Source organism: Aeromonas sp. NJAU223 (assembly GCF_051125555.1).
GTDB lineage: Bacteria > Pseudomonadota > Gammaproteobacteria > Enterobacterales > Aeromonadaceae > Aeromonas > Aeromonas veronii_G.
In genome coordinates this window covers 318,135-338,974 of sequence record NZ_CP144204.1, presented here as the reverse complement: position 1 = coordinate 338,974, position 20,840 = coordinate 318,135, and the positions used below count along the sequence as shown (strand labels likewise).

General features: G+C 62.7%; 18 protein-coding genes. 2 read left to right on the top strand and 16 right to left on the bottom strand.

Going from position 1 to position 20,840, the window contains the following annotated elements; genetic code table 11:
- Position 1 precedes the first annotated feature (1 nt).
- From VZC39_RS01615 to VZC39_RS01585, 7 genes are all read right to left on the bottom strand, one after another.
- Positions 2–1,156 carry a tetratricopeptide repeat protein gene (locus VZC39_RS01615; protein WP_434665197.1) on the bottom strand — a complete coding sequence of 385 codons (1,155 nt, stop codon included), beginning with the start codon at positions 1,154–1,156 and terminating at the stop codon, positions 2–4.
- Entirely contained in the window at positions 1,153–2,043 is an 891-nt protein-coding gene (locus VZC39_RS01610) for an ExeA family protein (RefSeq protein WP_434665194.1), read from the bottom strand. The genes VZC39_RS01615 and VZC39_RS01610 overlap by 4 nt, the downstream gene beginning before the upstream one ends.
- A gap of 133 nt (positions 2,044–2,176) precedes the next feature.
- Positions 2,177–3,853, bottom strand: coding sequence for a pilus (MSHA type) biogenesis protein MshL (gene mshL / locus VZC39_RS01605; protein WP_349920698.1), 1,677 nt, complete (start codon positions 3,851–3,853; stop codon positions 2,177–2,179).
- 69 nt (positions 3,854–3,922) lie between these two features.
- Positions 3,923–4,279 (bottom strand): SctD/MshK family protein, encoded by a 357-nt coding sequence (locus VZC39_RS01600; protein WP_434668298.1) that lies wholly within the window; start codon positions 4,277–4,279, stop codon positions 3,923–3,925.
- Between the two features lies 1 nt (position 4,280).
- Complete coding sequence (locus VZC39_RS01595; protein ID WP_434665191.1) at positions 4,281–4,928, bottom strand: MSHA biogenesis protein MshJ; 648 nt, start codon at positions 4,926–4,928, stop codon at positions 4,281–4,283.
- On the bottom strand, positions 4,928–5,521 hold the full coding sequence (locus VZC39_RS01590; RefSeq protein ID WP_434665189.1) for a PilN domain-containing protein: 594 nt from the start codon (positions 5,519–5,521) through the stop codon (positions 4,928–4,930). The genes VZC39_RS01595 and VZC39_RS01590 overlap by 1 nt, the downstream gene beginning before the upstream one ends.
- A gap of 94 nt (positions 5,522–5,615) precedes the next feature.
- A complete protein-coding gene (locus tag VZC39_RS01585; protein WP_434665187.1) occupies positions 5,616–6,479 on the bottom strand; it encodes an MSHA biogenesis protein MshI in 864 nt (287 codons plus the stop codon).
- Between the two features lie 68 nt (positions 6,480–6,547).
- On the opposite strand from VZC39_RS01585, the gene VZC39_RS01580 reads away from it, so the two are divergent.
- Positions 6,548–7,483: a 1-aminocyclopropane-1-carboxylate deaminase/D-cysteine desulfhydrase gene (locus VZC39_RS01580; RefSeq protein WP_434665185.1), complete on the top strand. Its 936-nt coding sequence runs from the start codon at positions 6,548–6,550 to the stop codon at positions 7,481–7,483.
- Between the two features lie 52 nt (positions 7,484–7,535).
- On the opposite strand, the gene VZC39_RS01575 is transcribed toward VZC39_RS01580, so the two are convergent.
- Complete coding sequence (locus tag VZC39_RS01575; protein WP_434665182.1) at positions 7,536–9,464, bottom strand: EAL domain-containing protein; 1,929 nt, start codon at positions 9,462–9,464, stop codon at positions 7,536–7,538.
- A 787-nt stretch (positions 9,465–10,251) separates the two neighbouring features.
- Between VZC39_RS01575 and VZC39_RS01570 the strand changes: the two genes are divergently transcribed.
- The gene (locus VZC39_RS01570) at positions 10,252–11,349 is read left to right on the top strand and encodes a calcium:proton antiporter (RefSeq protein ID WP_434665179.1); all 1,098 of its coding nucleotides are present in this window, start codon (positions 10,252–10,254) and stop codon (positions 11,347–11,349) included.
- A gap of 91 nt (positions 11,350–11,440) precedes the next feature.
- Here VZC39_RS01570 and hutH read toward each other — a convergent pair whose 3' ends face one another.
- The 8 genes from hutH to ftsX all read right to left on the bottom strand — a co-directional run bounded on the left by hutH (position 11,441) and on the right by ftsX (position 20,834).
- Entirely contained in the window at positions 11,441–12,973 is a 1,533-nt protein-coding gene (hutH, locus tag VZC39_RS01565) for a histidine ammonia-lyase (protein ID WP_434665177.1), read from the bottom strand.
- The gene (gene hutU / locus VZC39_RS01560) at positions 12,966–14,678 is read right to left on the bottom strand and encodes a urocanate hydratase (protein WP_434665175.1); all 1,713 of its coding nucleotides are present in this window, start codon (positions 14,676–14,678) and stop codon (positions 12,966–12,968) included. The genes hutH and hutU overlap by 8 nt, the downstream gene beginning before the upstream one ends.
- Before the next feature lie 45 nt (positions 14,679–14,723).
- Positions 14,724–15,662, bottom strand: a complete 939-nt coding sequence (gene hutG, locus VZC39_RS01555) for a formimidoylglutamase (RefSeq protein WP_434665173.1) — start codon at positions 15,660–15,662, stop codon at positions 14,724–14,726.
- A complete protein-coding gene (hutI, locus tag VZC39_RS01550) occupies positions 15,655–16,902 on the bottom strand; it encodes an imidazolonepropionase (RefSeq protein ID WP_349920688.1) in 1,248 nt (415 codons plus the stop codon). Before hutI ends, hutG begins: the two co-directional genes overlap by 8 nt.
- Before the next feature lie 155 nt (positions 16,903–17,057).
- Positions 17,058–17,762, bottom strand: coding sequence for a histidine utilization repressor (hutC, locus tag VZC39_RS01545; RefSeq protein ID WP_349920687.1), 705 nt, complete (start codon positions 17,760–17,762; stop codon positions 17,058–17,060).
- Between the two features lie 11 nt (positions 17,763–17,773).
- Entirely contained in the window at positions 17,774–18,430 is a 657-nt protein-coding gene (gene can / locus VZC39_RS01540) for a carbonate dehydratase (protein WP_349920686.1), read from the bottom strand.
- Between the two features lie 139 nt (positions 18,431–18,569).
- Positions 18,570–19,424 carry an RNA polymerase sigma factor RpoH gene (gene rpoH, locus VZC39_RS01535; RefSeq protein ID WP_349920685.1) on the bottom strand — a complete coding sequence of 285 codons (855 nt, stop codon included), beginning with the start codon at positions 19,422–19,424 and terminating at the stop codon, positions 18,570–18,572.
- A 456-nt stretch (positions 19,425–19,880) separates the two neighbouring features.
- A complete protein-coding gene (gene ftsX, locus VZC39_RS01530; RefSeq protein WP_349920684.1) occupies positions 19,881–20,834 on the bottom strand; it encodes a permease-like cell division protein FtsX in 954 nt (317 codons plus the stop codon).
- Positions 20,835–20,840: the final 6 nt, after the last annotated feature.

The following is a 20,840-nucleotide window of genomic DNA, read 5'->3' as shown; positions in this document are numbered from 1 at the left end:
CTCAGGGGGCGAGTTGGGCGATGCGCTGATCCAGCCACTGGCTGGAGGCTTCGCCGAGGTTGCCGTGCAGCTGGGCATTGCGATAGGCATCCAGCGCCTGCTGGCGATGGCCCTGGCCATCCTCCGCCACGCCGAGACCGAGCCACCAGCGGCCCTGATCCGGCTGCTGACGCAGCAACTTGACGTAGAGATCCGCCGCCTGGGCATTCTGTCCCAGCTCCTGGGTCAAGCCGGCCCAGGTGGCGTAGTAGTCGAGGTTGGCGGCAAGATCCGGCTGATAACCGGCCAGCCAGTCCAGCGCCTTCCGGCGATCCCCGGCGCTGATGGCCACCCGCGCCAGCAGCAGGCGAAAATCGGCCTGCCGCGGCTCCAGTCTCAGCCCCTCTTCCAGCACCTGGTTCGCCTCGTTCAGACGCCCCTCCCCGTAGAGCAGCGCCGCCAGCTGTTCGCGGGCCCCCTGGTTGTGGGGATCGTGCACCAGCACCTGGTAGTAGTTGTCCTGCGCCGCCCGCATATCCCCCTTGGCCATGGCCGTGGTGGCCTTGCGCTCGGCCAGGGTCGCCAGCTCCGGCTCGGAGAGGTCCACCTGTTCAATCCTGAGCACCCCGGGCTTGCGGGGCGGAGCCGCCGCCTCCCGCTCGGCCGCGAGTTCGGCCTGCAGATCCGGTTGCAACTCTTCGTCGCTAGGCACCGTCTCGCCCTCGGCCAGCAGTGCATCCCCGCTGGGGTCGATCCCCTCATCCGCCGGGGGAAGCGCCTCCCCGTCGGCCTCGTCCATGTCGCTTCGAGTCGTGGCCAGCGCCAGGGCAGCCGGGGCGTCTGGTTCCCCTTCTGCCTCCGGCGCTTCAGCCGTGCTGGCGGCTGCCGACACCGGTACATCGGCCTGCATTTTGGCAGCGGAAGATACTGCCGGTGAAGATTCCACTGCGTTGACTGGCTGTGAAATGGCGGCCATGGCAGTGGGAGTCTCTGCCTGATGGCTCTGCTGCCAGTAGATCCAGGTGCGCCAGCCAAGGATCCCGAGTGCCAGTCCGCACATCAGGGTCAATCCCAGCATCCACCAGCCTTGCTGGCGAGGGGGCGCCACATAGACGGCGGTTCCCTCCCCCGGTTGACGCTGCTCCAGATCCTTGAGCATCTGATTGATCACGCTCATGACCAGACTCCATAAGCCAGGGCTCCGCCCAGCAGCAACAGCAGCGGCCACCAGCGGATGAATGAAAAGTGGCTGGCATCCTCGGTATCCCGGATGGCGAGGCGCATCAGCTTGCCGCCTATCTGCCGCTCACCCCGGCCATAGGCCAGCATCAGGCACTTCTGGGCCAGCACGTTGATGAGGCGCGGCACCCCGCGGGACGCTCGCCACAGCAGACGCAGGGCGCGCCGACCGAAGAGGAATGCCCCGCGATAACCGGCGGCGTGCAGTCGATGCTCCACATAGGCACGGGTCTCGTCGAGGCGCAGGGCCCGCAGGCAGTAGGAGAAGCCGATGCGCTGGCGCAGCTGGCGCAGATGGGGCTTGGCCAGGCGGGCATCCAGCTCGGGCTGGCCGAACAGCACGATCTGCAGCAACTTGCAGGACTCCGTCTCCAGGTTGCCGAACAGCCGGATCGCCTCCAGGGTGTCGTCCGGCAAGGCCTGGGCCTCGTCGAGCAGCACCACCACCCGCTGACCCTGCTGGTGCAGAGCGATGAGATGGCGATGGATGCGATCGGTGAGATCCAGCTCGCTGCCATCCCGTACCGCCAGACCCAGCTCCAGCGCCAGGGCGATGCGCAGCTCGGCGGGGCTGAGGTGGGGGTTTGGCAGCCAGGCCAGACGCACGGGGCGCGTCTCCGAGCCGAGCTCGGTCAGCAACTTGCGGCACAGCAGTGTCTTGCCGGTGCCCACCTCGCCGGTCACCTTGATGAACCCTTCCCCCTGGGCCAGCGCCCAGTTCAGCACCTGCAGAGCCTCTTCATGGGGTGGCAGGCCGTAGTAAAGGCTGGTGTTCGGGGTGAGGGCGAAGGGCGCCTCCCGCAGGCCGAAGTGGCTCAGGTACATGAGGCCTCCCCGCACCCTTCACGGCCAGCGCGGCTCAGGCCAAAGGAATTCCCCCGCAGGCCGAAGTGGCTCAGGTACATGAGGCCTCCCGGGGCCGGGAGGCAGAGGAAGCGAGTCGCTGCACTCTCATGGCTTAGCCCTTGGGCGGGTACCACTTGTCGAGCAGTTCGGAGGAGCGCTGCAACTCGTTCTGCCAGGTGCCCTTCTCCACCACGGTAGGCTTGAGCATGATCACCAGCTCCACCTTCTTGGTGCTCTCGCGGCGGTTGGTGAAGGCTTCACCGACCCAGGGGATGTCGCCGAGCAGGGGCACCTTGCTGACGATCTCCTGCTTGTCGGTCTTCATCAGGCCGCCGATAACGACGATGTCGCCATTGTTGGCCTGCACCACGGTATCCGACTCGCGGATGGAGCTCTTGGCCAGCGGCAGCACCAGAGGAGCGGCGGTGCCGACGTTGATGGTCTTGCTCTGCTCCTCGGTGTCGATGACCGAGGGATGGATGTGCAGCAACACCCGGCCCGCCTCATCGATCTGCGGCGTCACGTCCAGGGCGATGCCGGAGAAGAAGGGGGTCAGCTCCACGTTGGGGGTGACGATGGGCGCGGAGTTGCCCGAGGTGGTGGTGGTGGTGGAGGCGTTGGTGACGAAGTATTCATCCGTCCCCACCTTGATCACCGCCTTCTGGTTGTTGGTCGCGGTCACCCGGGGGCTGGAGAGCGTGTTCACGTCCCCCTGGGTCTTGAGCAGGCTGACCGCCACGTTGAAGTTGCCATCCGAGATGGTGAAGCCGGCACCGCCGCCCAGAGCCCGGAAGATCTGGTTCGGGGTGCTGGCGATGGGGCTTTTCAGCAGGGAACCGCCGCCGGTGATCCCCTTGCCGCCATCCCAGCTGGCGGAGAGGCCGCTCCAGTCTACCCCCTGCTCATACCCTTCGTTGAGGGAGACCTCGAGGATCCGCGCCTCCAGCACCACCTGGCGCTTGAGGTGTTCACCGGATTGCTCGAGGAACTCGCGCACCGCCTTGAGCTCCTTGGGGTAAGCCCGCACCGTCACCAGACCGGCCTGAGGGCTGGTGATGATGGCCCGGCCTTCACCGTTGCCGACCAGGGTCTGCAGGGAGTCCCGCAGATCGGTCCAGTAATCGTTGTTGCTGTCCGTCTCGATCCGGGTGCCGTTGCTGTTGGTGTTGTTGTCACCGTTGTCGGAGGAGCCGAAGTTGTTGTTGCCGCTGTTGTTCAGGCCGTTGTCGAAGTTGTTGTTATTGCCGTTATTGTTGTTGTCGTTCGCGGTCACGCCGCCGGTGCTGACCGAGGTGCGGGAGAGGCCGCGGCGGGCCATCATCAGGTAGTTGACCGGGATGGTCTCGGTGCGCAGACCGGCGGGATAGATGTGGAACACGTTGCCCTTGCGCTGCACATCGAAGCCGTACATGTCCCCCACGGTGGCGAGGGCCTCCTGCAGGGTCACGTCCTTGAGCTCCACCGAGATGGAACCTGCCACCCCGGGATGCACCGCCACGCTGTAGCGGGAGCCCTTGAACAGGGAGCCGAAGAACTCGACCGCATCCACGTCATGGGCCGCGATCCGCAGCCGTTTCTCGGGGATGGCCATCGGCTGCTGGGGGCGATTGAGCTGCAGCAGCTCGCTTTGCACCGAAGGGGGCAAGGTCGTCAGAGGGGTGGTCGGAGCCTGCTCCGCCATGGCCTGCTTGAGGGCATCCTTGGCCTGCACCGGCTCAGGGTGCTTGTAGGTTGTGCAACCCGCTACCGCCAACGCGAGGGGAAGCAGACAGAAATGGTGTTTTTTCATGTAATTAGCGCACCTGACTCGCAATTAAACTCGACAAACCCGGCCCGTGACATCCCGCACGGTGCCGATTTACATCCGTATCTTGCTACCAAACAGGGTCAGCGACTGACGCTTGCCACCCTTCTCCAATACCACGGCATCGGCGCTGATGGCGACCAGCTGGTAGCCCTCTATCCGCTGACCGACCCGGTAGCTCTGGCCATTGATCACCGCGAGGGCGGGGCCGTTGCCGATGATGATGCTCTGCAGCCTCGGCACGCCGGCCGTAGCGGACGGGTTCGCCCCCTTGCCGGCACTCATCCCCGCCAGCGGGGCCGTCGGATCCTGCAATACCTCGGCCTGGGCCAGGGGGCTCAGCAGGCAGGTCCACAGCAGACACCAGGCCGAGCCTGACATCCATGGAATATTATTTTTATTTATCAGCATGTTAGCCACGGATAAACTCCTTGCTGGTGCTGAGGGTGTAGATCTCCATCATCACCGCGGCCTTGGGGTGTTCCTCCACCCTGTAGTCGAACCTCTGCCAATAGAAGTGACGGGGCAATGCCTCCAGCGCCTTCAGATACTGGTAGACATCGAAGTAACCCCCCTCCAGCTGGAGACGGATCCCGTGTCTGAACAGGTTGACCTTCTGCTCTCCCGCCATCAGGGGCTCGGGTTTGAGCGAGGTCAGGGACAGCATGTGCAGGTTGGCGGAGCGGGACAGCAGGGCCTCCAGCACGGCGGGCATCTCCCGGGCCGGGATCAGATCCACCGTCTGGGCCTTGAGCTCGGCATCCAGCCTGGCGAGATCCGCGTCTACCCGCACCAGCTGCTCACGCACCTGGGCATTGGGATCCCGTGCCAGCCTGGCCTGCTTGCCCTGATTCTCGAGGTCGAGGATCTCCAGATCCCGCTGGGCGGCGGTCAGGGCGGCGCGATCCTGGCTCAGTCGGGTGTCGGCCGCATCCAGCCAGCCGTAGACCCCGATGGCCCCGACCAGCACCAGGCCGGTCAGCAGGATCAGCACCCGCTCTCGCAGGCTGAGGGCGGCCACTTTCTGGGCCCATGCCTGCCACTGTGCTTTCAACTCCATCAGGGCTTCTCCTGCTCGATGCCGCTGAGCTGGAAGGCCAGTTGGCCCTCCTTGTCCCGGCTCAGGGTCAGCTCACCGAACTGCTTGCCCGCCAGGGACGGCGTCTGTTTGAAACGGTTCACCCAGGCGGGCACATCCTGACTGCGTTCGGCGAAACCGGAGAGGTTGATGTGCCCCTCGCTTATCTCGATCCGTTGCAGGGAGAGACGGGCATCCCGCAGGCGGGCGAGATCCGCCATCAAGCCGGCGTAACCCTGGGATTTTTGCAAGGAGAGGTTGCCAAGCTGCTGCATCAGCCCCTGCCTGGCGCTCAGTTCCTCCTGCCGGCTGATCAGCTGTTGTTGCAACTGGGTATCGGCCTGATGACGGGCAAGCTCGGCGTCCAGGCGCTGGGCTTCACCACGCTTGACGTCGAGCACCACCCGCAGTTGTCCCAGCTCGCGGCTGACCCCCTGTTGCTGCCAGCCATAGAAGGCGGCGACGACGAGCAGCAGCAGCAAGGCACTGCCCCAGGCCAGGGCCATCTGGTTGAGGCTGGCCCACTGGCGCTTGGGCCTGAACTCGGCCCCGTATAGGTTGATATGACGCTTCATCATTCGCTCCTGCCCAGGACGGCGCCACAAGTCGAAAGAGACTCAACTCCGGACGGGCATGTGCCGTTCAGGATCGACAAATTGACAGTCTGCATCATCGCTCACCTCCCAGGGCGGCACCGTAGGCCGAGAGGTACTCAACCCCGGCAAGGACCGCCTTGTTGGCCATGGCAGACACCGGGAAGCCGAAGGCCTGTTCCAGATGACGCACCAGATGGCCGATGGAGGAGGAGGCGATGGCGAGCTGCATCTGGCCAGGCTCAGGCAGCTTGAGCTGACCGGCGAGATAGTCGATGGAGCGCTGGATCTCGAGGGCCAACCCATCGAGCAGATCGGGATCCGGCTCCTGGCCGCCGGTGAGGCTGCCGAAGCCGCGCAACTGGCGCGAGAAGCAGAGCCCCCCCTGATGAAACACCAGCAGTTGCAGATCCTGACCCTTTGGCTGCCAGAGCAGGATACGCACCGTCTGATCCGCCTCGTACAGGGCCGTCATGGCCAGCTCGTCGCTGACGATGGCGTCCAGCCGCGCCACCCCGTTGACGGCATCCGCCAACTGTTGCACCCGGCTCTTGGGCAGGCAGATCACGTTGACCCTGGGCCGGCCGGCCGGCGGGGTCGGCAGGTCCACATAGTCCATGGCAAGCTGGAGCACGGGTTCGTTGACGAAATCCTTGATGGCCCAGGGCAGGGCCCCCGCCATCTCGGCATCGGGCACGGCGGGTTTGTCTATCTGGATCTGTTGATAAAGGCTGGCGGCCAGCGCCACCCGCACCTTAGACTTGGCCAGCCCATGCTGGCCGAACAACTCGCTCATGGCCTGGGCCCACTCGTGGGGGCCATTGATGGCACGGCTGATGAAGAGAGGGCGTGGCTCCACACAGGCCAGCAGGATGCGATCGCTGGCCAACAGGAGTCCGACCTGATGGCTAGGAAGCGAACGACGGAAAAGTGATTTCATCGAGACCGGTCCTGGCTGCGTGAAACGGATTAAACCTTAACATAAACAGGCTATTAGCTTCCATATTTATGAAAGATGATGCATGGCAGGGCACTGCGCTGCCCCAGACCGAGGCGCCCCTCATCCCCTCCCCTCTGTACCCCGTCCAGCATCCCTTGCTGGATGCCCACGGGGTCAGGCTCTGGTGCAAACGGGACGATCTCATCCACCCGACCCTCTCCGGCAACAAATGGAGAAAGCTCAAATACCATCTGTTGCAGGCAAAGCGGGAGGGGAAGCACCACCTGCTCTCGTTTGGTGGCGCCTACTCCAATCACATCCATGCACTGGCGGCAGCGGGCCACCGCGCCGGACTGCGCACCACGGGCATCATACGCGGTGAAGCCGACTCAGTCAGCAACTCCACCCTTCGAGCCGCCAGCGAGTGGGGCATGACCCTTCAGTTCGTGGACCGACAGAGCTACCGGCGACGCCAGGACCCCGAGTGGCTGGCTCAGTTTGAGACCCAAGATACCCTGATTGTCCCCGAAGGGGGAAGTAGCCCCCTGGCCATTCCCGGCGTGGCCGAACTGGTGGCCGAGGTGCCCTTCTCGCCGGATCTCTGGGTATTGCCCTGCGCCAGTGGCGGTACCCTCGCGGGGCTGGTTGCGGGCAAACGGGAGGCGGAACAGATACTGGCCATCGCCGTGCTCAAGGGCGGCGCCTTCATTCATGACGAGGTGTGCCGGCTTCATCCCCCGGCCGCCAGCACCCCGGGCTGGCGCATCGCACTGGATCACCACGACGGAGGCTATGCCAGATTCAGCCGGGAGATGTGGCAGTGGGTGCAGGCATTCGGTGCCCAGACCGGCCTGCCGCTGGAACCCATCTACAGCGGCAAGGCGATCTGGGGGCTGTTTCGGGAGCTGGCGGCGGGTCACATTCCCCGTGGCAGCGAGATCGTCTTCATCCACACCGGCGGTCTGCAGGGGCTGGCAGGCCTGAGAGAGCAGGGCCGCCTCTGAAGGGGGCCCCAGACATAGCGGGCCCTTGAGAAGGTAACGCCGCCGAGACAGTTCAGACGCTGGCGGCCTCCGCCGGCAACCGGCTGGGCTCGGCGAACCAGGGTCCCTGCCCCGCATGCACGCCAAGGTGGCGCAACATCTTCCACTCGTCGCCGCTCTCCACCCCCACCGCAATCACCCGGGTCTGGGTATTGGCACAGCCCCCCACCAGGCTGCGCACCGCCATCTGGTTGACCTGACGCAGGTGGATCTCCCGCACCAGGCTGGGGTGCAGCCTGAGGAAGTTGATCTCGAACTCCTTGATGTATTGGGTGCTCACCACATCCTGGCCCGCATGATCGATGGCCAGCTGGCAACCCAGCATGCGCAGTGCCCGCAGCGGTCGCTTGAGGGCCTCGTAGTGACGGGTCACCTGGGCCTCCGACAACTGCAACACCAGGGTCTGGTTGGTGCTGCGCGGCAGCTGGAACAGGTCGAAGAAGAGCTCGCGCTGGAACTCCCGGTTGAGCAGGCTCTGGGCACAGAGGGAGAGGCTGATGGGGCAACCGCCTTCCGGGCGCTGGCGAAGCAGACGCAGGGTGCGGGCGACCACCAGTTTGTCCAGCGGCAACAGCAGCCCGGCTTTCTCCGCCATCGGCATGAAGACCCCGGCCTGCAGCTCCCGCTCATGTTCATCCTGGATGCGGATCAGCAGTTCCTGCTGCAAGATCACCTGATCCTGCTCCTGCTGGACAGGTTGCAGATAGAAGTGGATCCCCTGCTCCTCGATGCGGCGGGTGATCAGGGTCCGCCAGCGTACCGTCCCCTTGCTGCTCCCCTCCTCATCCAGGGATTTCTCGAACAGGAACCAGCCGCTGTGGCCCTGCAAACGAGCGCTCTTGAGCGCCAGTTCTGCTTCTTCCTGCACCTTGAGCAGTGAATCCTGTGCCTGATAGCAGACCGCACCGAGATAAATGGCGGTTTCGACGTTGACCGCTTCCGGCCAATGCAGACGCTGCAGGCTCTTGAGCAGCTGGCCGGCGCCATCGACCATCTCGCTCTCTGACATGTTGGGCAACAGCACGGCGAACACCTGGCCGGCATAGCGGGCCTGAAGAGCGCCGCTGTGCTTGCGCACGAAGGTACCGATGGAGGCGCTCGCTTCCATCAGCAGCTCCTGGCTGGGGCGCCCCGTCAGCTCGGGATCCAGCTCCTCCAGCCCGGCCAGTTCGATCAGCATGACACCACCGCTGATCACGCTCGCCTCCATGATGGCGCTCTCCATCCGGTTGTCGAAGAACAGGCGGTTGCCGATGCCGGTCACCTTGTCGACGAAGGCATTGCTGCGGATGAAGTTGTCGAAGCGGCTGCGCTCCTTGCGGGCATCGGCCAGCTCCGCCAGCAGATGATTGAGTGCCTGGCTGGCGGAGACGGGCCACTCGTCGGCCGGATCGTGAGCCAGCTTGCCGAGTTTGCCATCCAGAATAAGCTGAGCCCGCTCGGCCAGGAGCTCGGCCCCGCGCAGTTGCAGCCGCAGCCAGCGAATGGAGTACCAGAGCCCGAACACGACTATGGTCACCCCGAGGGAGATACCGGACATGGCCTGCATGGAGTATTCAAACTCCTTGAACGGCCGCTCCAGCTTGAACTCGGCCCGCATGCCGCTCTGATGGGGGATCGCCTTGCTGTAGGGGATCAGCAGGCTCTCGTCGGTCTGCTGTTGCACATCGCGAAACCAGTAGACCCGCTGCTTGTCCTGGCGGATCTCCAGCTCGACCACGTGGGAGGCACGCAGCAGGGAGGGCAGCCAGCGGGCCAGATCCTGGGGATCGTCGGCGGCCCCCACCTGCTTGTCGATGATCTCCACCAGGGAATCGACCCGGTTCTGCTGCAGCTCCATCCCCATCTGACGAAAGCTGAACACCCCGCCGAGCAGCACCATGGTCATGGCCAGGATCACGCACAGCGTAATAAAAGAGACGAGTTGAGTGGTCAGTTTCATGTGTCTTTCCGTAGCCGACGGCATCCATTAGGGCATCATGGTATCAGCCTTGGCCAAAACCCGCCTATGGATGAAGATCCCGCTTCGTAATTAAATGGCGGCAAGGAGACGAGCGTTGACGGTGCAGGCCAGACAGCAGACGGATGAGAGGGGAAAAGCGGGCAGAAAAATGGTCCCGCAGAGGGGACCAAAAGAAACACTCAATATCAAAACTAACACTCTGTGCTACTGACAAAAATAGATACAGGAGTATTGAACACACGGTGAGTCAAACCGCGGGGCTACTCTAAACCAGTTCGGATAAGCTGGACAATTGTCACTTATGACAGGTTCACGATTGAATCTTAACCACTAAATGCGACTAAACCATAATTTATCAATGACTTAGCAATTAAACACTCAAAGATTTTTTGCATTTATCAAATTGAAACAACTAATGAACCAGGGTGAGCCGCCTTGATGTTGCGCCTCCATGTTCAAGCAGGTTGATGTGAAACGCCTCACTTCTCGACTCAGCTTGCGGTAATGAGTCCTCCCCGCCCCCATCAACTCTCCATTTGCCCCCTAGTAACGACACTGTCCTCCTGGCTGCGGGATAGCGCCACTTTGTTGCCCACCCGCGGATACGCCGCAACGCATGCCCACCAGCGGATTTTGCACAGATCCCGCGGGAAAAATGCTGCGTCCTGCCGGCAACTACCCTTATCATGTGCGAATTCGCCATGGTCCATGACGGACTGTCCTGTCCCCGTCGGTCACCGCCGACCCGAGATGAGAACTACCGCCTATGAAGTCATTTATCCGGCAAGAGCTTGCCCTGCCCGTCAGCCTGCTGACCCTGCTATTCTTCAAGACACAAGGCAGCGATCTGCTGACGGAGGCCACTCCCCTTGCCATCTATCTGCCGGTCTCCCTGGCCCTGCTCGCCATCGTCACCTGGGCCATCTTCTCCGTCGTGCGACACTCCGATGCCCTGGCCATCAAGCTGGGCGAACCCTTTGGCACCCTGATCCTGACCCTGTCGGTCATCTCCCTCGAAGTGGTGATGATCTCCTCCGTCATGCTGACCGGCAAACCCAACCCCGAGATGGCGCGAGACACCATGTTCGCCGTGGTGATGCTGGTCACCAACGGCCTGGTGGGTTTCACCCTGCTGTTCGGAGGCTGGCGCTACCACACCCAGAGCTTCAACCTCGACGGTGTGAAATCCTACCTGGTGGCCATCATCCCTCTGGCGCTGCTCTGTCTGGTGCTGCCGAACTTCACCGAAGGGGGCAACCTTGGCAGCATGTCCCGCGCCATGTCCTGGATGCTGATCATCATCTCCATCCTGCTCTACGGCGTCTTCCTGCTGATCCAGACCCGCAGCCACAGCCACTTCTTCGTCGACAGCGATCACGAGGATCACGAAGAACACCACGGCCCGCTGCAGAGCAACGTCTACCACACCCTGCTGCTGCTCGCCTATCTGGTGGTGGTGATCCTGCTGGCCAAGACCCTCGCCATTCCCATCAATCACGGGGTCCATGTGATGGATGCGCCAGCCGCGTTGGGGGGCTTCATCGTCGCCTGTATCGTGCTGGCCCCCGAGGCCGTTGGCGCCATCAAGGCCGCCTTCAACAACCAGTTGCAGCGCGCCATGAACCTCTACTTCGGTTCCGTGTTGGCTACCATAGCGCTCACCGTGCCCTCCGTGCTGTTCATCGGTACCCTGATAGATCAGGAGGTCCGCCTTGGCCTCTCTGCCGCCGACATGGTGCTGCTCATCACCACCCTTATGGTCTGCAAGGTCACCTTCAGCAGCGGCCGTACCAATGCCCTCCATGGCGCCACCCATCTGGTGCTGTTCGTGGTCTACCTGTTCCTGATGTTCGAGCGGGGCTGACCCGACCAACAATGAAAAGACCGCCCTCGAGGCGGTCTTTTGTTATGGGGCTCTCTTCCCCTCTCCAATCAAGAAAGGGGGAAAAAGCAGCTTAGAGACTGGGCAGTACGCCGGCCGGGATCAGATCGTTATAGCTGGCACGGCCCAGCAGGGCGGCGGCTGCTTCGATATCCGGAGCGAAGTATCTGTCCTTGTCGTAGAAGCTGACTTCTGCACGCAAGCGCCCCTTGGCCAGTTCGATGAGTTCGGTGCTGCGCAGGGGCGCACGGAAATCCAGCCCCTGGGCCGCCGCCAGCAGTTCGACGGCCAGGATGCCGCGGGTGTTCTCGGCCATGTCCGCCAGACGGCGACCAGCGAAGGTCGCCATGGAGACGTGATCCTCCTGGTTCGCCGAGGTGGGCAGGCTGTCCACCGAGGCCGGGTGGGCGAGCGTCTTGTTCTCGGAGGCCAGCGCCGCCGAGGTGACCTGGGCAATCATGAAGCCCGAGTTCACCCCGCCGTTGTTGACCAGAAACGCCGGCAGACCGGACATGCGGGAATCGATCAGCAGCGCCATGCGCCGCTCGGAAAGCGATCCTATCTCGGCGATGGCCAGTGCCAGGTTGTCGGCGGCGAAGGCCACGGGTTCTGCGTGGAAGTTGCCGCCGGAGAGGATCTCCTCGTCATCGGCAAACACCAGAGGGTTGTCGGAGACCGCATTCGCCTCGCACACCAGCACCTCGGCAGCCTGACGGATCTGGGTCAGACAGGCCCCCATCACCTGGGGCTGGCAGCGCAGGGAGTAGGGATCCTGCACCTTCTCGCAGTTGTGGTGGGACATGCCGATCTCGCTGCCATCCACCAGCAGGTGGCGGTAGCAGGCGGCCGCATCTATCTGACCGCGCTGGCCGCGCACCGCGTGGATACGGGCATCGAACGGACGGCGGCTGCCGAGCGCCGCTTCCACGCTCATGGCACCGATAGTGATGGCGCCGGCGTAGAGATCCTCGGCGTGGAACAAGCCCTCCAGCGCGAAGGCGGTGCTGGCCTGGGTGCCGTTGAGCAGGGCCAGCCCCTCTTTGGGAGCCAGGGAGATGGGTGACAGCCCCGCAATCTTGAGCGCGGCAGCGGCATCCAGCAGCTCCCCCTTGTGGCGGGCCTTGCCCTCACCGATGAGCAGACAGCTCATATGGGCCAGGGGAGCCAGATCGCCAGAGGCACCAACGGAACCCTTCTTCGGCACCACGGGATAGACCTCAGCATTGATGAGCCGCATCAGGGCCTGCAGCACGTCCAGCCGGATCCCGGAGAAGCCGCGCGCCAGGGAGTTAACCTTGAGCACCATCATCAGCCGCACGGTGGCGTCATCCATGTACTCGCCGATCCCCGCCGCGTGGGACAGCACGATGGAGCGTTGCAGCTCATCGAGCTGCTCCATCGGGATGCGGGTGTTCGCCAACAGACCGAAACCGGTGTTGATGCCGTAGACCACGCGGTTTTGCTCGATCACCTTGGTCACGACCGCAGCCGAGGCTTCAATGGCGGGTCTGGCGGACGGATCCAGGCTGATATGAACCGGCTCGCGGCTGACGCGGCGCAGGGTGGCGAGGGTCAGCTCACCGGGCAATAGATTGAGTTCAAACATCTTGTTTCACCCCTTTGCCAGCTGAAGTCAGCATGGGCAGATCCAGTTTCGCCTCATGGGCACAATCGATGGCGATCTCGTAGCCTGCATCCGCATGACGCATCACACCGGTAGCCGGATCGTTGCGCAGCACCCGGCCGACCCGCTTGGCGGCATCATCCGTGCCGTCACAGACGATCACCACGCCGGAATGCTGGGAGAAGCCCATGCCCACCCCACCACCGTGGTGCAGGGAGACCCAGGTCGCACCGCCTGCGGTATTGAGCAGGGCGTTGAGCAAGGGCCAGTCGGAAACCGCATCCGAGCCATCCATCATGGATTCCGTTTCACGGTTAGGGCTCGCCACCGAGCCGGAGTCCAGGTGATCGCGACCGATGACCACGGGGGCCTTCAGCTCGCCGTTTTTCACCATCTCGTTGAAGGCAAGACCGAGACGCACCCGATCCTTGACCCCGACCCAGCAGATCCGTGCCGGCAGACCCTGGAAGGCGATGCGCTCGCGGGCCATGTCGAGCCAGTTGTGCAGATGAGGATCGTCCGGGATCAACTCTTTCACCTTCTGATCCGTCTTGTAGATATCCTCCGGATCCCCGGACAGGGCCACCCAGCGGAACGGGCCTATCCCTTCGCAGAACAGCGGGCGAATATAGGCGGGCACGAAGCCGGGGAAGTCGAAGGCGTTCTTCACCCCCTCCTCCAGCGCCATCTGGCGGATATTGTTGCCGTAATCCAGCGTCGCGGCACCGCGGGCCTGCAGGGTCAGCATGGCTTCGACCTGACGGGCCATGGAGTGGCGGGCGGCCTGGTTCACCTCCTGGGGCGCGGTTTTTTGCAGCTCACGCCACTGGGAAACGCTCCAGCCCTGAGGCAGGTAGCCGTGAATGGGGTCATGGGCGGAGGTCTGGTCGGTCACCACGTCCGGGGTGATGCCACGGGCCACCAGCTCGGCGAACACATCGGCGGCATTGCCGAGCAGACCGACGGAGACGGCAGTGCCGCTGCGTTTGGCCTCCTCGACCATGGCCAGCGCCTCGTCCAGGCTGTGGGCCTTCTTGTCCACATAACGGGTCTTCAGGCGAAAATCGATGCGGGTCTCGTCGCACTCCACCGCAATCATGGAGAAACCCGCCATGGTGGCCGCCAGGGGCTGGGCGCCGCCCATGCCGCCGAGACCACCGGTCAGGATCCAGCGGCCCGCCGGCTTGCCGTCGAAGTGCTGGTTCGCCACCGCGAAGAAGGTCTCGTAAGTGCCCTGGACTATGCCCTGGGTGCCGATGTAGATCCAGGAACCGGCAGTCATCTGGCCATACATCATCAAGCCTTTCTTATCGAGCTCGTTGAAGTGTTCCCAGTTCGCCCAGTGGGGTACCAGGTTGGAGTTGGCGATCAGCACCCGGGGCGCGTCCTTGTGGGTCTGGAACACCCCGACCGGCTTGCCGGATTGCACCAGCAGGGTCTGATCCTCCTCCAGCCGGGTCAGCACCTCGACGATCTTGTCGTAACAGGCCCAGTTGCGGGCGGCGCGGCCGATGCCACCGTACACCACCAGAGACTGGGGATGCTCGGCCACTTCCGGATCCAGGTTGTTCATCAGCATCCGCAGGGGCGCCTCGGTGAGCCAGCTCTTGGCGGTCAGCTCGGTGCCGCGCGGGGCGCGGATCACGCGGTTCGGATCGTGGCGGGGATCCAGATGTTGTACAGACATAGACACTCCTTGTTTATCGATACGGTCAGGCGATGCGGCGCATCGCTACTTGGTTAACTGGTGGACCAGGCGCGCGGCCACGCGGGCGCTGCGGTTGTCCTGATCCAGACTAGGGTTGTACTCGGCCAGATCGGCGAGCCTGAGCTTGCCGCTGACCCGGATATGGGCGATCAGGGGTTCGATGACCGCCAGCTCGACCCCACGGGCAGCGGGAGCGCTCACTCCCGGCATCACGGCACCGGGCAGCACGTCAAGATCGATGGTGAGATAGAGGTGATCGCAGCGGGCGATGAAGGCATCCAGCCCGTTCAGCAGTGCGGGCAGATCGCTTTGGGTCATGGCCTCATCCAGCACGTGCCAGACCCCCAACGCCTGAGCTCTGGCAAAGAGCGCCGCCGTGTTGGCGGTCTCCGCCACTCCGAGGCAGGCGTAGTGGAATGCCGTGCCCTGGGCGGCGCACTGCTCGGCAATCTGGAAGAAGGGGGTGCCGGAGCTCGCCTGCTCCCCTTTCATGCGCAGGTCGAAGTGAGCATCCAGGTTGATGATCCCCACTCGCCCCTGTTGTGCCAGATGACGATTGAGGCCGCTCCAGCTGCCAAAGGCCACCTCGTGCCCCCCGCCGAGCACCAACGGAAAATGTCCCTCACCCAACAGGCGGGCAACCCGCTCTGCCAGCCGGTCGTGGGCGGCGTCGAGATCGCCGTCTTCACAGGCCAGATCCCCGCTGTCGTAAACCGGTTGGCTCAGATGCCAGGCGCTGTTGGCCAACATCTTGCGGATAGCCTGAGGCGCAGCAGCGGCGCCCACTCGCCCCTTGTTGCGGCGCACCCCTTCGTCGCAGGCGAAACCCACCAGGGCCACACCGGGAGCGGCGTCCTCTTGCCAAGGCAAGACGTTGTCATGCCAGCGTCGCGCCAGCTCGCCATCTTCCGGATCCTGACGCCCCTGCCAGACCGACATGTCGACCGGATAGTGCTTATCCATGAAGCGTCTCCTCGCCGTTGAATACCCGGCAGACCAGCTGATCGACACCGACGAGATAGCTGATCTCCGCCGGGTGGGCACAGTTCCAGACGAGGAAATCGGCCTGCATGCCCACTCTCAACTGGCCCAGCCGCTCCTGCTCGCCGAGAGCCCTGGCTGCATGGCGGGTCACCCCGGCCATGGCTTCGAGCGGCGTCAGACCGAACAGAGTGCACGCCATGTTCATGGCCATGCGCAAAGAGACGATGGGGGCCGTGCCCGGGTTGATATCGGAGGAGACCGCCATGGGCACCCCGGCCCGGCGCAGCGCCTCGACGGGGGGCTGCTTGGTCTCCTTGAGGAAGTAGAACGCAGTGGGCAGCAGGGTCGCGACCACCCCGCGGTGGGCAAGCGCCTGGATCCCGGCAGAGTCCAAATGCTCCAGATGATCCACCGAGAGGGCGCCGAAGTGGGCGGCGAGCGTGCTGCCCCCCAGGTTGGAGAGCTGCTCCATGTGCCCCTTCACCGCGAGATCGTATTGATTGGCCGCCAGATAGACCTGCTCGGTCTGGGCAAGGGAGAAACCGATATGCTCGCAGAAGACATCCACCGCATCCGCCAGCCCCGCCTCGGCAGCGGCCGGGATGATCTCCTGACAGATGGTCTCCACCCAGGAGTCGGGATCATCGCGATACTCGTGAGGCACCGCATGGGCCGCCAGCAGGGTGGTCTTGACCCGGATGGGTTGCGACTCCCCCAATCTGCGGGCAACCCGCAGCATCTTGAGCTCATCCGCCAGGGTGAGGCCATAGCCGGACTTGATCTCCACCGTGGTGACCCCTTCCCGGATCAGGGACTTGATCCTCGGCAGTGCCAGCTCATAAAGCTGATCCTCGCTGGCGGCGCGGGTGGCCCGCACCGTACTGAGGATACCGCCTCCCTTGCGGGCAATCTCGGCATAGGGCACACCCCGCTGGCGCAGCTCGAACTCCTCGGCGCGACTGCCGGCAAAGATGAGATGGGTATGGCAATCGATGAGACCCGGCGTGACCAGTCGGCCCTTCATATCGCGCCAGTGAGCCGGATAGGGCCCCTTGCTGACGAGGGGAAGGTCCTGCATGGGCACCAGGGCATGGATCTTGCCGTCATGGATCCCCAGGGCATGGGGTTCCAGCAGGCCGTAGTCCGCCAGATCCGGGCGCAGGGTGGCGGGCGTCACGTTGAGCCAGACCCGCTCGCAGTTCAACAGTTCCTTGTTCATAGCGACCTCAAATGTATATACAATAATTTATAGCCGATCTCGAAAGAGAAAGATAGGATCTATTTCACATCTTGATAACAGCCTGTTTATTAGAGTTTAGGCACAAAAAAGCCCACCGGATGGGTGGGCTTGTTTAGCACTATTTGTATATACAGCTAGCTGAGTTGAGTCTTTGAACTCAACTTGTAGCGAGAGCCGGGTGACAGCAATCTGGCGTAGGAAACCAGATAACCGTCCGACCAGGTACGCCTGTGCAGCAGCAGACAAGGTGTATCGACCCGCACCTGCAACAATCCCGCTTCACCGGCGCTCGGCAACACGGCCTCCACCACATGCTCCATCTCCGAGAGAGGGCAGACTTCCATCAGATAGCTGTTCGGGGTCTGGCGAGTGAAGTCCTGACCGCCATACTCCGGCAGACGCTCCGCATCGACAAAGCGCTCCTCCAGCTGCAACGGCTCCCCATCCGCCTGATGGACAATGAGGCTGTGGAAGGTGGGTGCCCCCACCCGCAAACCGAGCCGTACCGCCACCTTCTCGTCGGCAGCCTGGCGCTGCAGACGAATGACCCGGGCGCTGTACTGACTGCCCCGCTCGGTGATCTCGTCGGCGATGTTGCGAATGGCCAGCAGCGGGGATTCTGTCCGTCTGTCCGCCACGAAGCTGCCGGAACCGGCGGTACGCACCAGCCAGCCCTCGGTCACCAGCTCCCGCAGTGCCTTGTTGACCGTCATCCGGCTCACGGCAAACTGCTCGCACAGGGCCGCCTCGGTCGGGATCCTGTCCCCCGCCTGATAGTGGCGTTCGCGGATCCCGTCGAGGATATGTTGCTTGATCTGCAGATAGAGGGCTGGAGCCAAAGACGGGATCCTCAGCGGCGGCGGGGCGGACGGGTGTCCGGCCAGGCGCGGTAGACGTCGGCAATCTGATCCGGGCCGCTGATGCAGAGATCCAGATCGTGCAGCAGGCCGTCCTTGATCCCGTAGATCCAGCCGTGCACCGCCAGCTCCTGCCCCTTGCGCCAGGCGTTCTGGATGATGGTGGTGTGGCAGACGTTGGCCACCTGCTCGGCCACGTTCAGCTCGCACAGGTAGTCGTGGCGCTCGTGCTCGTCTTCGATGGCATCGAGCTGCTCGCGGTACTTGAAGTAGACATCCTTGATGTTGCGCAACCAGTTGTCGATGAGGCCCAGCTCGGTGTTCTTCATGGCGGCCAGCACACCGCCACAACCGTAGTGGCCGCAGACGATGATGTGTTTCACCTTGAGCACCTCGACCGCATATTGCAGCACGGAGAGGCAGTTGAAGTCGGTGTGTACCACCAGGTTGGCGACGTTGCGGTGAACGAACACGTCCCCCGGCAGCAGCCCCATCAGCTGGTTCGCGGGCACCCGGCTGTCGGAGCAACCGATCCAGAGATATTCAGGCGCCTGCTGGGCGGAAAGGGTCGCGAAGAACTCGGGATCCTCGGCCTTGATCTGCTCCGCCCACTCGCGGTTATTGGTAAACAAGTCGTTTAACAGTTTCACTTCAACTCTCCCTAGAGTGTTAACGACGGCAACATAACACATTCAAGGCCATTGGGGGCACCGCGTCACCACTGATCCGAGCTGGTAACGCAGATACAAAAACAGGGCCATCAGGCCCTGCTTCGTCTCGGGAGTGCCCTCAGGCATCCATGGCATCTTTCAACTTCTTGAGCGCGTTCTTCTCGAGCTGACGCACCCGTTCCGCGGAAACGCCGTAGGTATCGGCCAGCTCCTGCAACGTGGTCTTGCTCTCTTCATCCAGCCAACGGGCACGGATGATGTGCTGACTGCGCTCATCCAGGGTCGCCATGGCCGCACTCAGACGACGGGTGGCGTGGTTGTCCCAGTTGTCGTTCTCGATGGTGGCAGCAAGATCGGAAGACTTGTCTTCCAGATAGTGAACCGGGGCAAAGCCACCCTCGTCTTCATCGTCGCCGACCAGATCGAAGGCCTGATCATAGTTGCTCATCCGCGCTTCCATCTCGGTCACGTCGGACGGAGACACGCCCAGCTCGGCGGCAACGGCCTGCACCTCATCGTGGCTGAACCAGCCCAGACGCTTCTTGGATTTGCGCAGGTTGAAGAAGAGCTTGCGCTGGGCCTTGGTGGTCGCCACCTTGACCATGCGCCAGTTGCGCAGCACATATTCGTGGATCTCGGCCTTGATCCAGTGCACGGCGAAGGAGACCAGACGCACGCCGACACTCGGGTCGAAGCGCTTGACGGCCTTCATCAGGCCGATATTGCCTTCCTGCACCAGATCGGCCTGGGGCAGACCATAGCCGGCATAGCTCTTGGCCACGTGAACAACAAAACGCAGGTGAGACATGACCAGCTGACGGGCAGCCTCGAGATCGCCACCCTGCTGCAAACGCGTCGCCAGTTCACGCTCTTCCTCTGCGCTCAGCACAGGAATCGAGTTAACTGCCTGGATATAGCCTTCCAGACTACCTTGCGGGATCAGGGCCATAGTGCGTTGCAATGAAGTTCCCATGTTCTACCTCTTACTTTTCAATCGAATCAGTCTAACACCCTGAGAGGGTCTGTCTACTGACCGGATGCCATTCTGGGGCCTGAATCAAACATCGGCGGCCACAGCGCGAACCCGGCTTATCTTAGGACTGGGGGATGAATCATAAATGAACAATCAAAAAAAAGGGGTCACAGTAAAGGACCCCTGAAAAGTAGCATGCTAAGTCCATTGTTGCGGAGCTCGCAACCTTCACATGCTTGCCAAGTCAGACGAGCAAGGCAGAGGGGCCATACCCGTATACATTCTGTCGCACTTAATAGACTGCTTATAAATCAAAAGGTTCACGGGACTCAGATAAGATCCTGCGATCAGGTATCATTCAGATTACTCTGAGAAACTGGCCCGTGCCAGAAACGGGCCCTTCTTTTACTTGATCCAGTTCTCAAAATCCAGCGCTTTGCATCGCTGGTAAATCAATCAGGAGGGTTCTATGTCGCGAATGTGTCTGTGTACCGAAAACCAGGACGCAATCAGCCCCAACAAGGCCCCCAGCAGTATCAGATTGAAGCCATCGATGGCCCCCATTCCCACCAACCGGAAATTGCTGTTGTAGAGACCGGCCAGCTCCTTCACCACGCCCTCGCTCCAGATCACCATTACCTCGGTCAGCCACCAGGCCAGCATGCCGCCGATGACCCCGAACCAGATGCCGGTATAGAGGAAGGGACGATGGATAAAGGCATCGGTCGCCCCCACCAGTTTGAGCACTTCGATCTCGGATCGCTGGTTGAGGATATTCAGCCGCAAGGTGTTGCCGACAATCAGCAGTACGGCGGAGAGCAGCAACACGGCGATACCGGTGATGGTATGGCGCAGCAGGTTCATGATCCCCTGCAACCGGGTCAGCCACTGCAGATCCAGCTTGCCCTGCTCGACACCTGGTTCGTTTTCCAGCTTGGCGAGCAGCTCGGCGGCCCCTTCCGGGTTCTGCCAGCGGGGATCCGGGATCACGCTGAGCACAGGGGGCAAGGGGTTGCTGTCGAGGTAGTCGAGGGCATCGCCAAAGCCGGAGATCTCCCGAAACTCCTTCAGCGCCTCATCCCGGTTCATGTAGGTGACGGACTCCACCTCGGGGTAGAGCAGGACGCGCTGCTTCATGTCGAGGATGCTCTGCTCCGGCAAGTCCTTGCGCAGATAGAGAGAGATCTGGGAACTGGTCTGCCAGCTGCCCTCCACGATCTCGGCGTTTTTCAGCAGCACGTGGAAACAGGAGGGCAACGCCAGGCTGACCCCGAGCACCGCCAGGGTCATCAGGGAGGCGAGCGGATTGCGCCACAGCTCACCCATGCTGGCAAACGCCTGACGCAGGTGATCCACCCAGTACATGACGAGGCGGCGCAACAGCGGCTGTTTATGACGAACGATGGCCATCAGTAG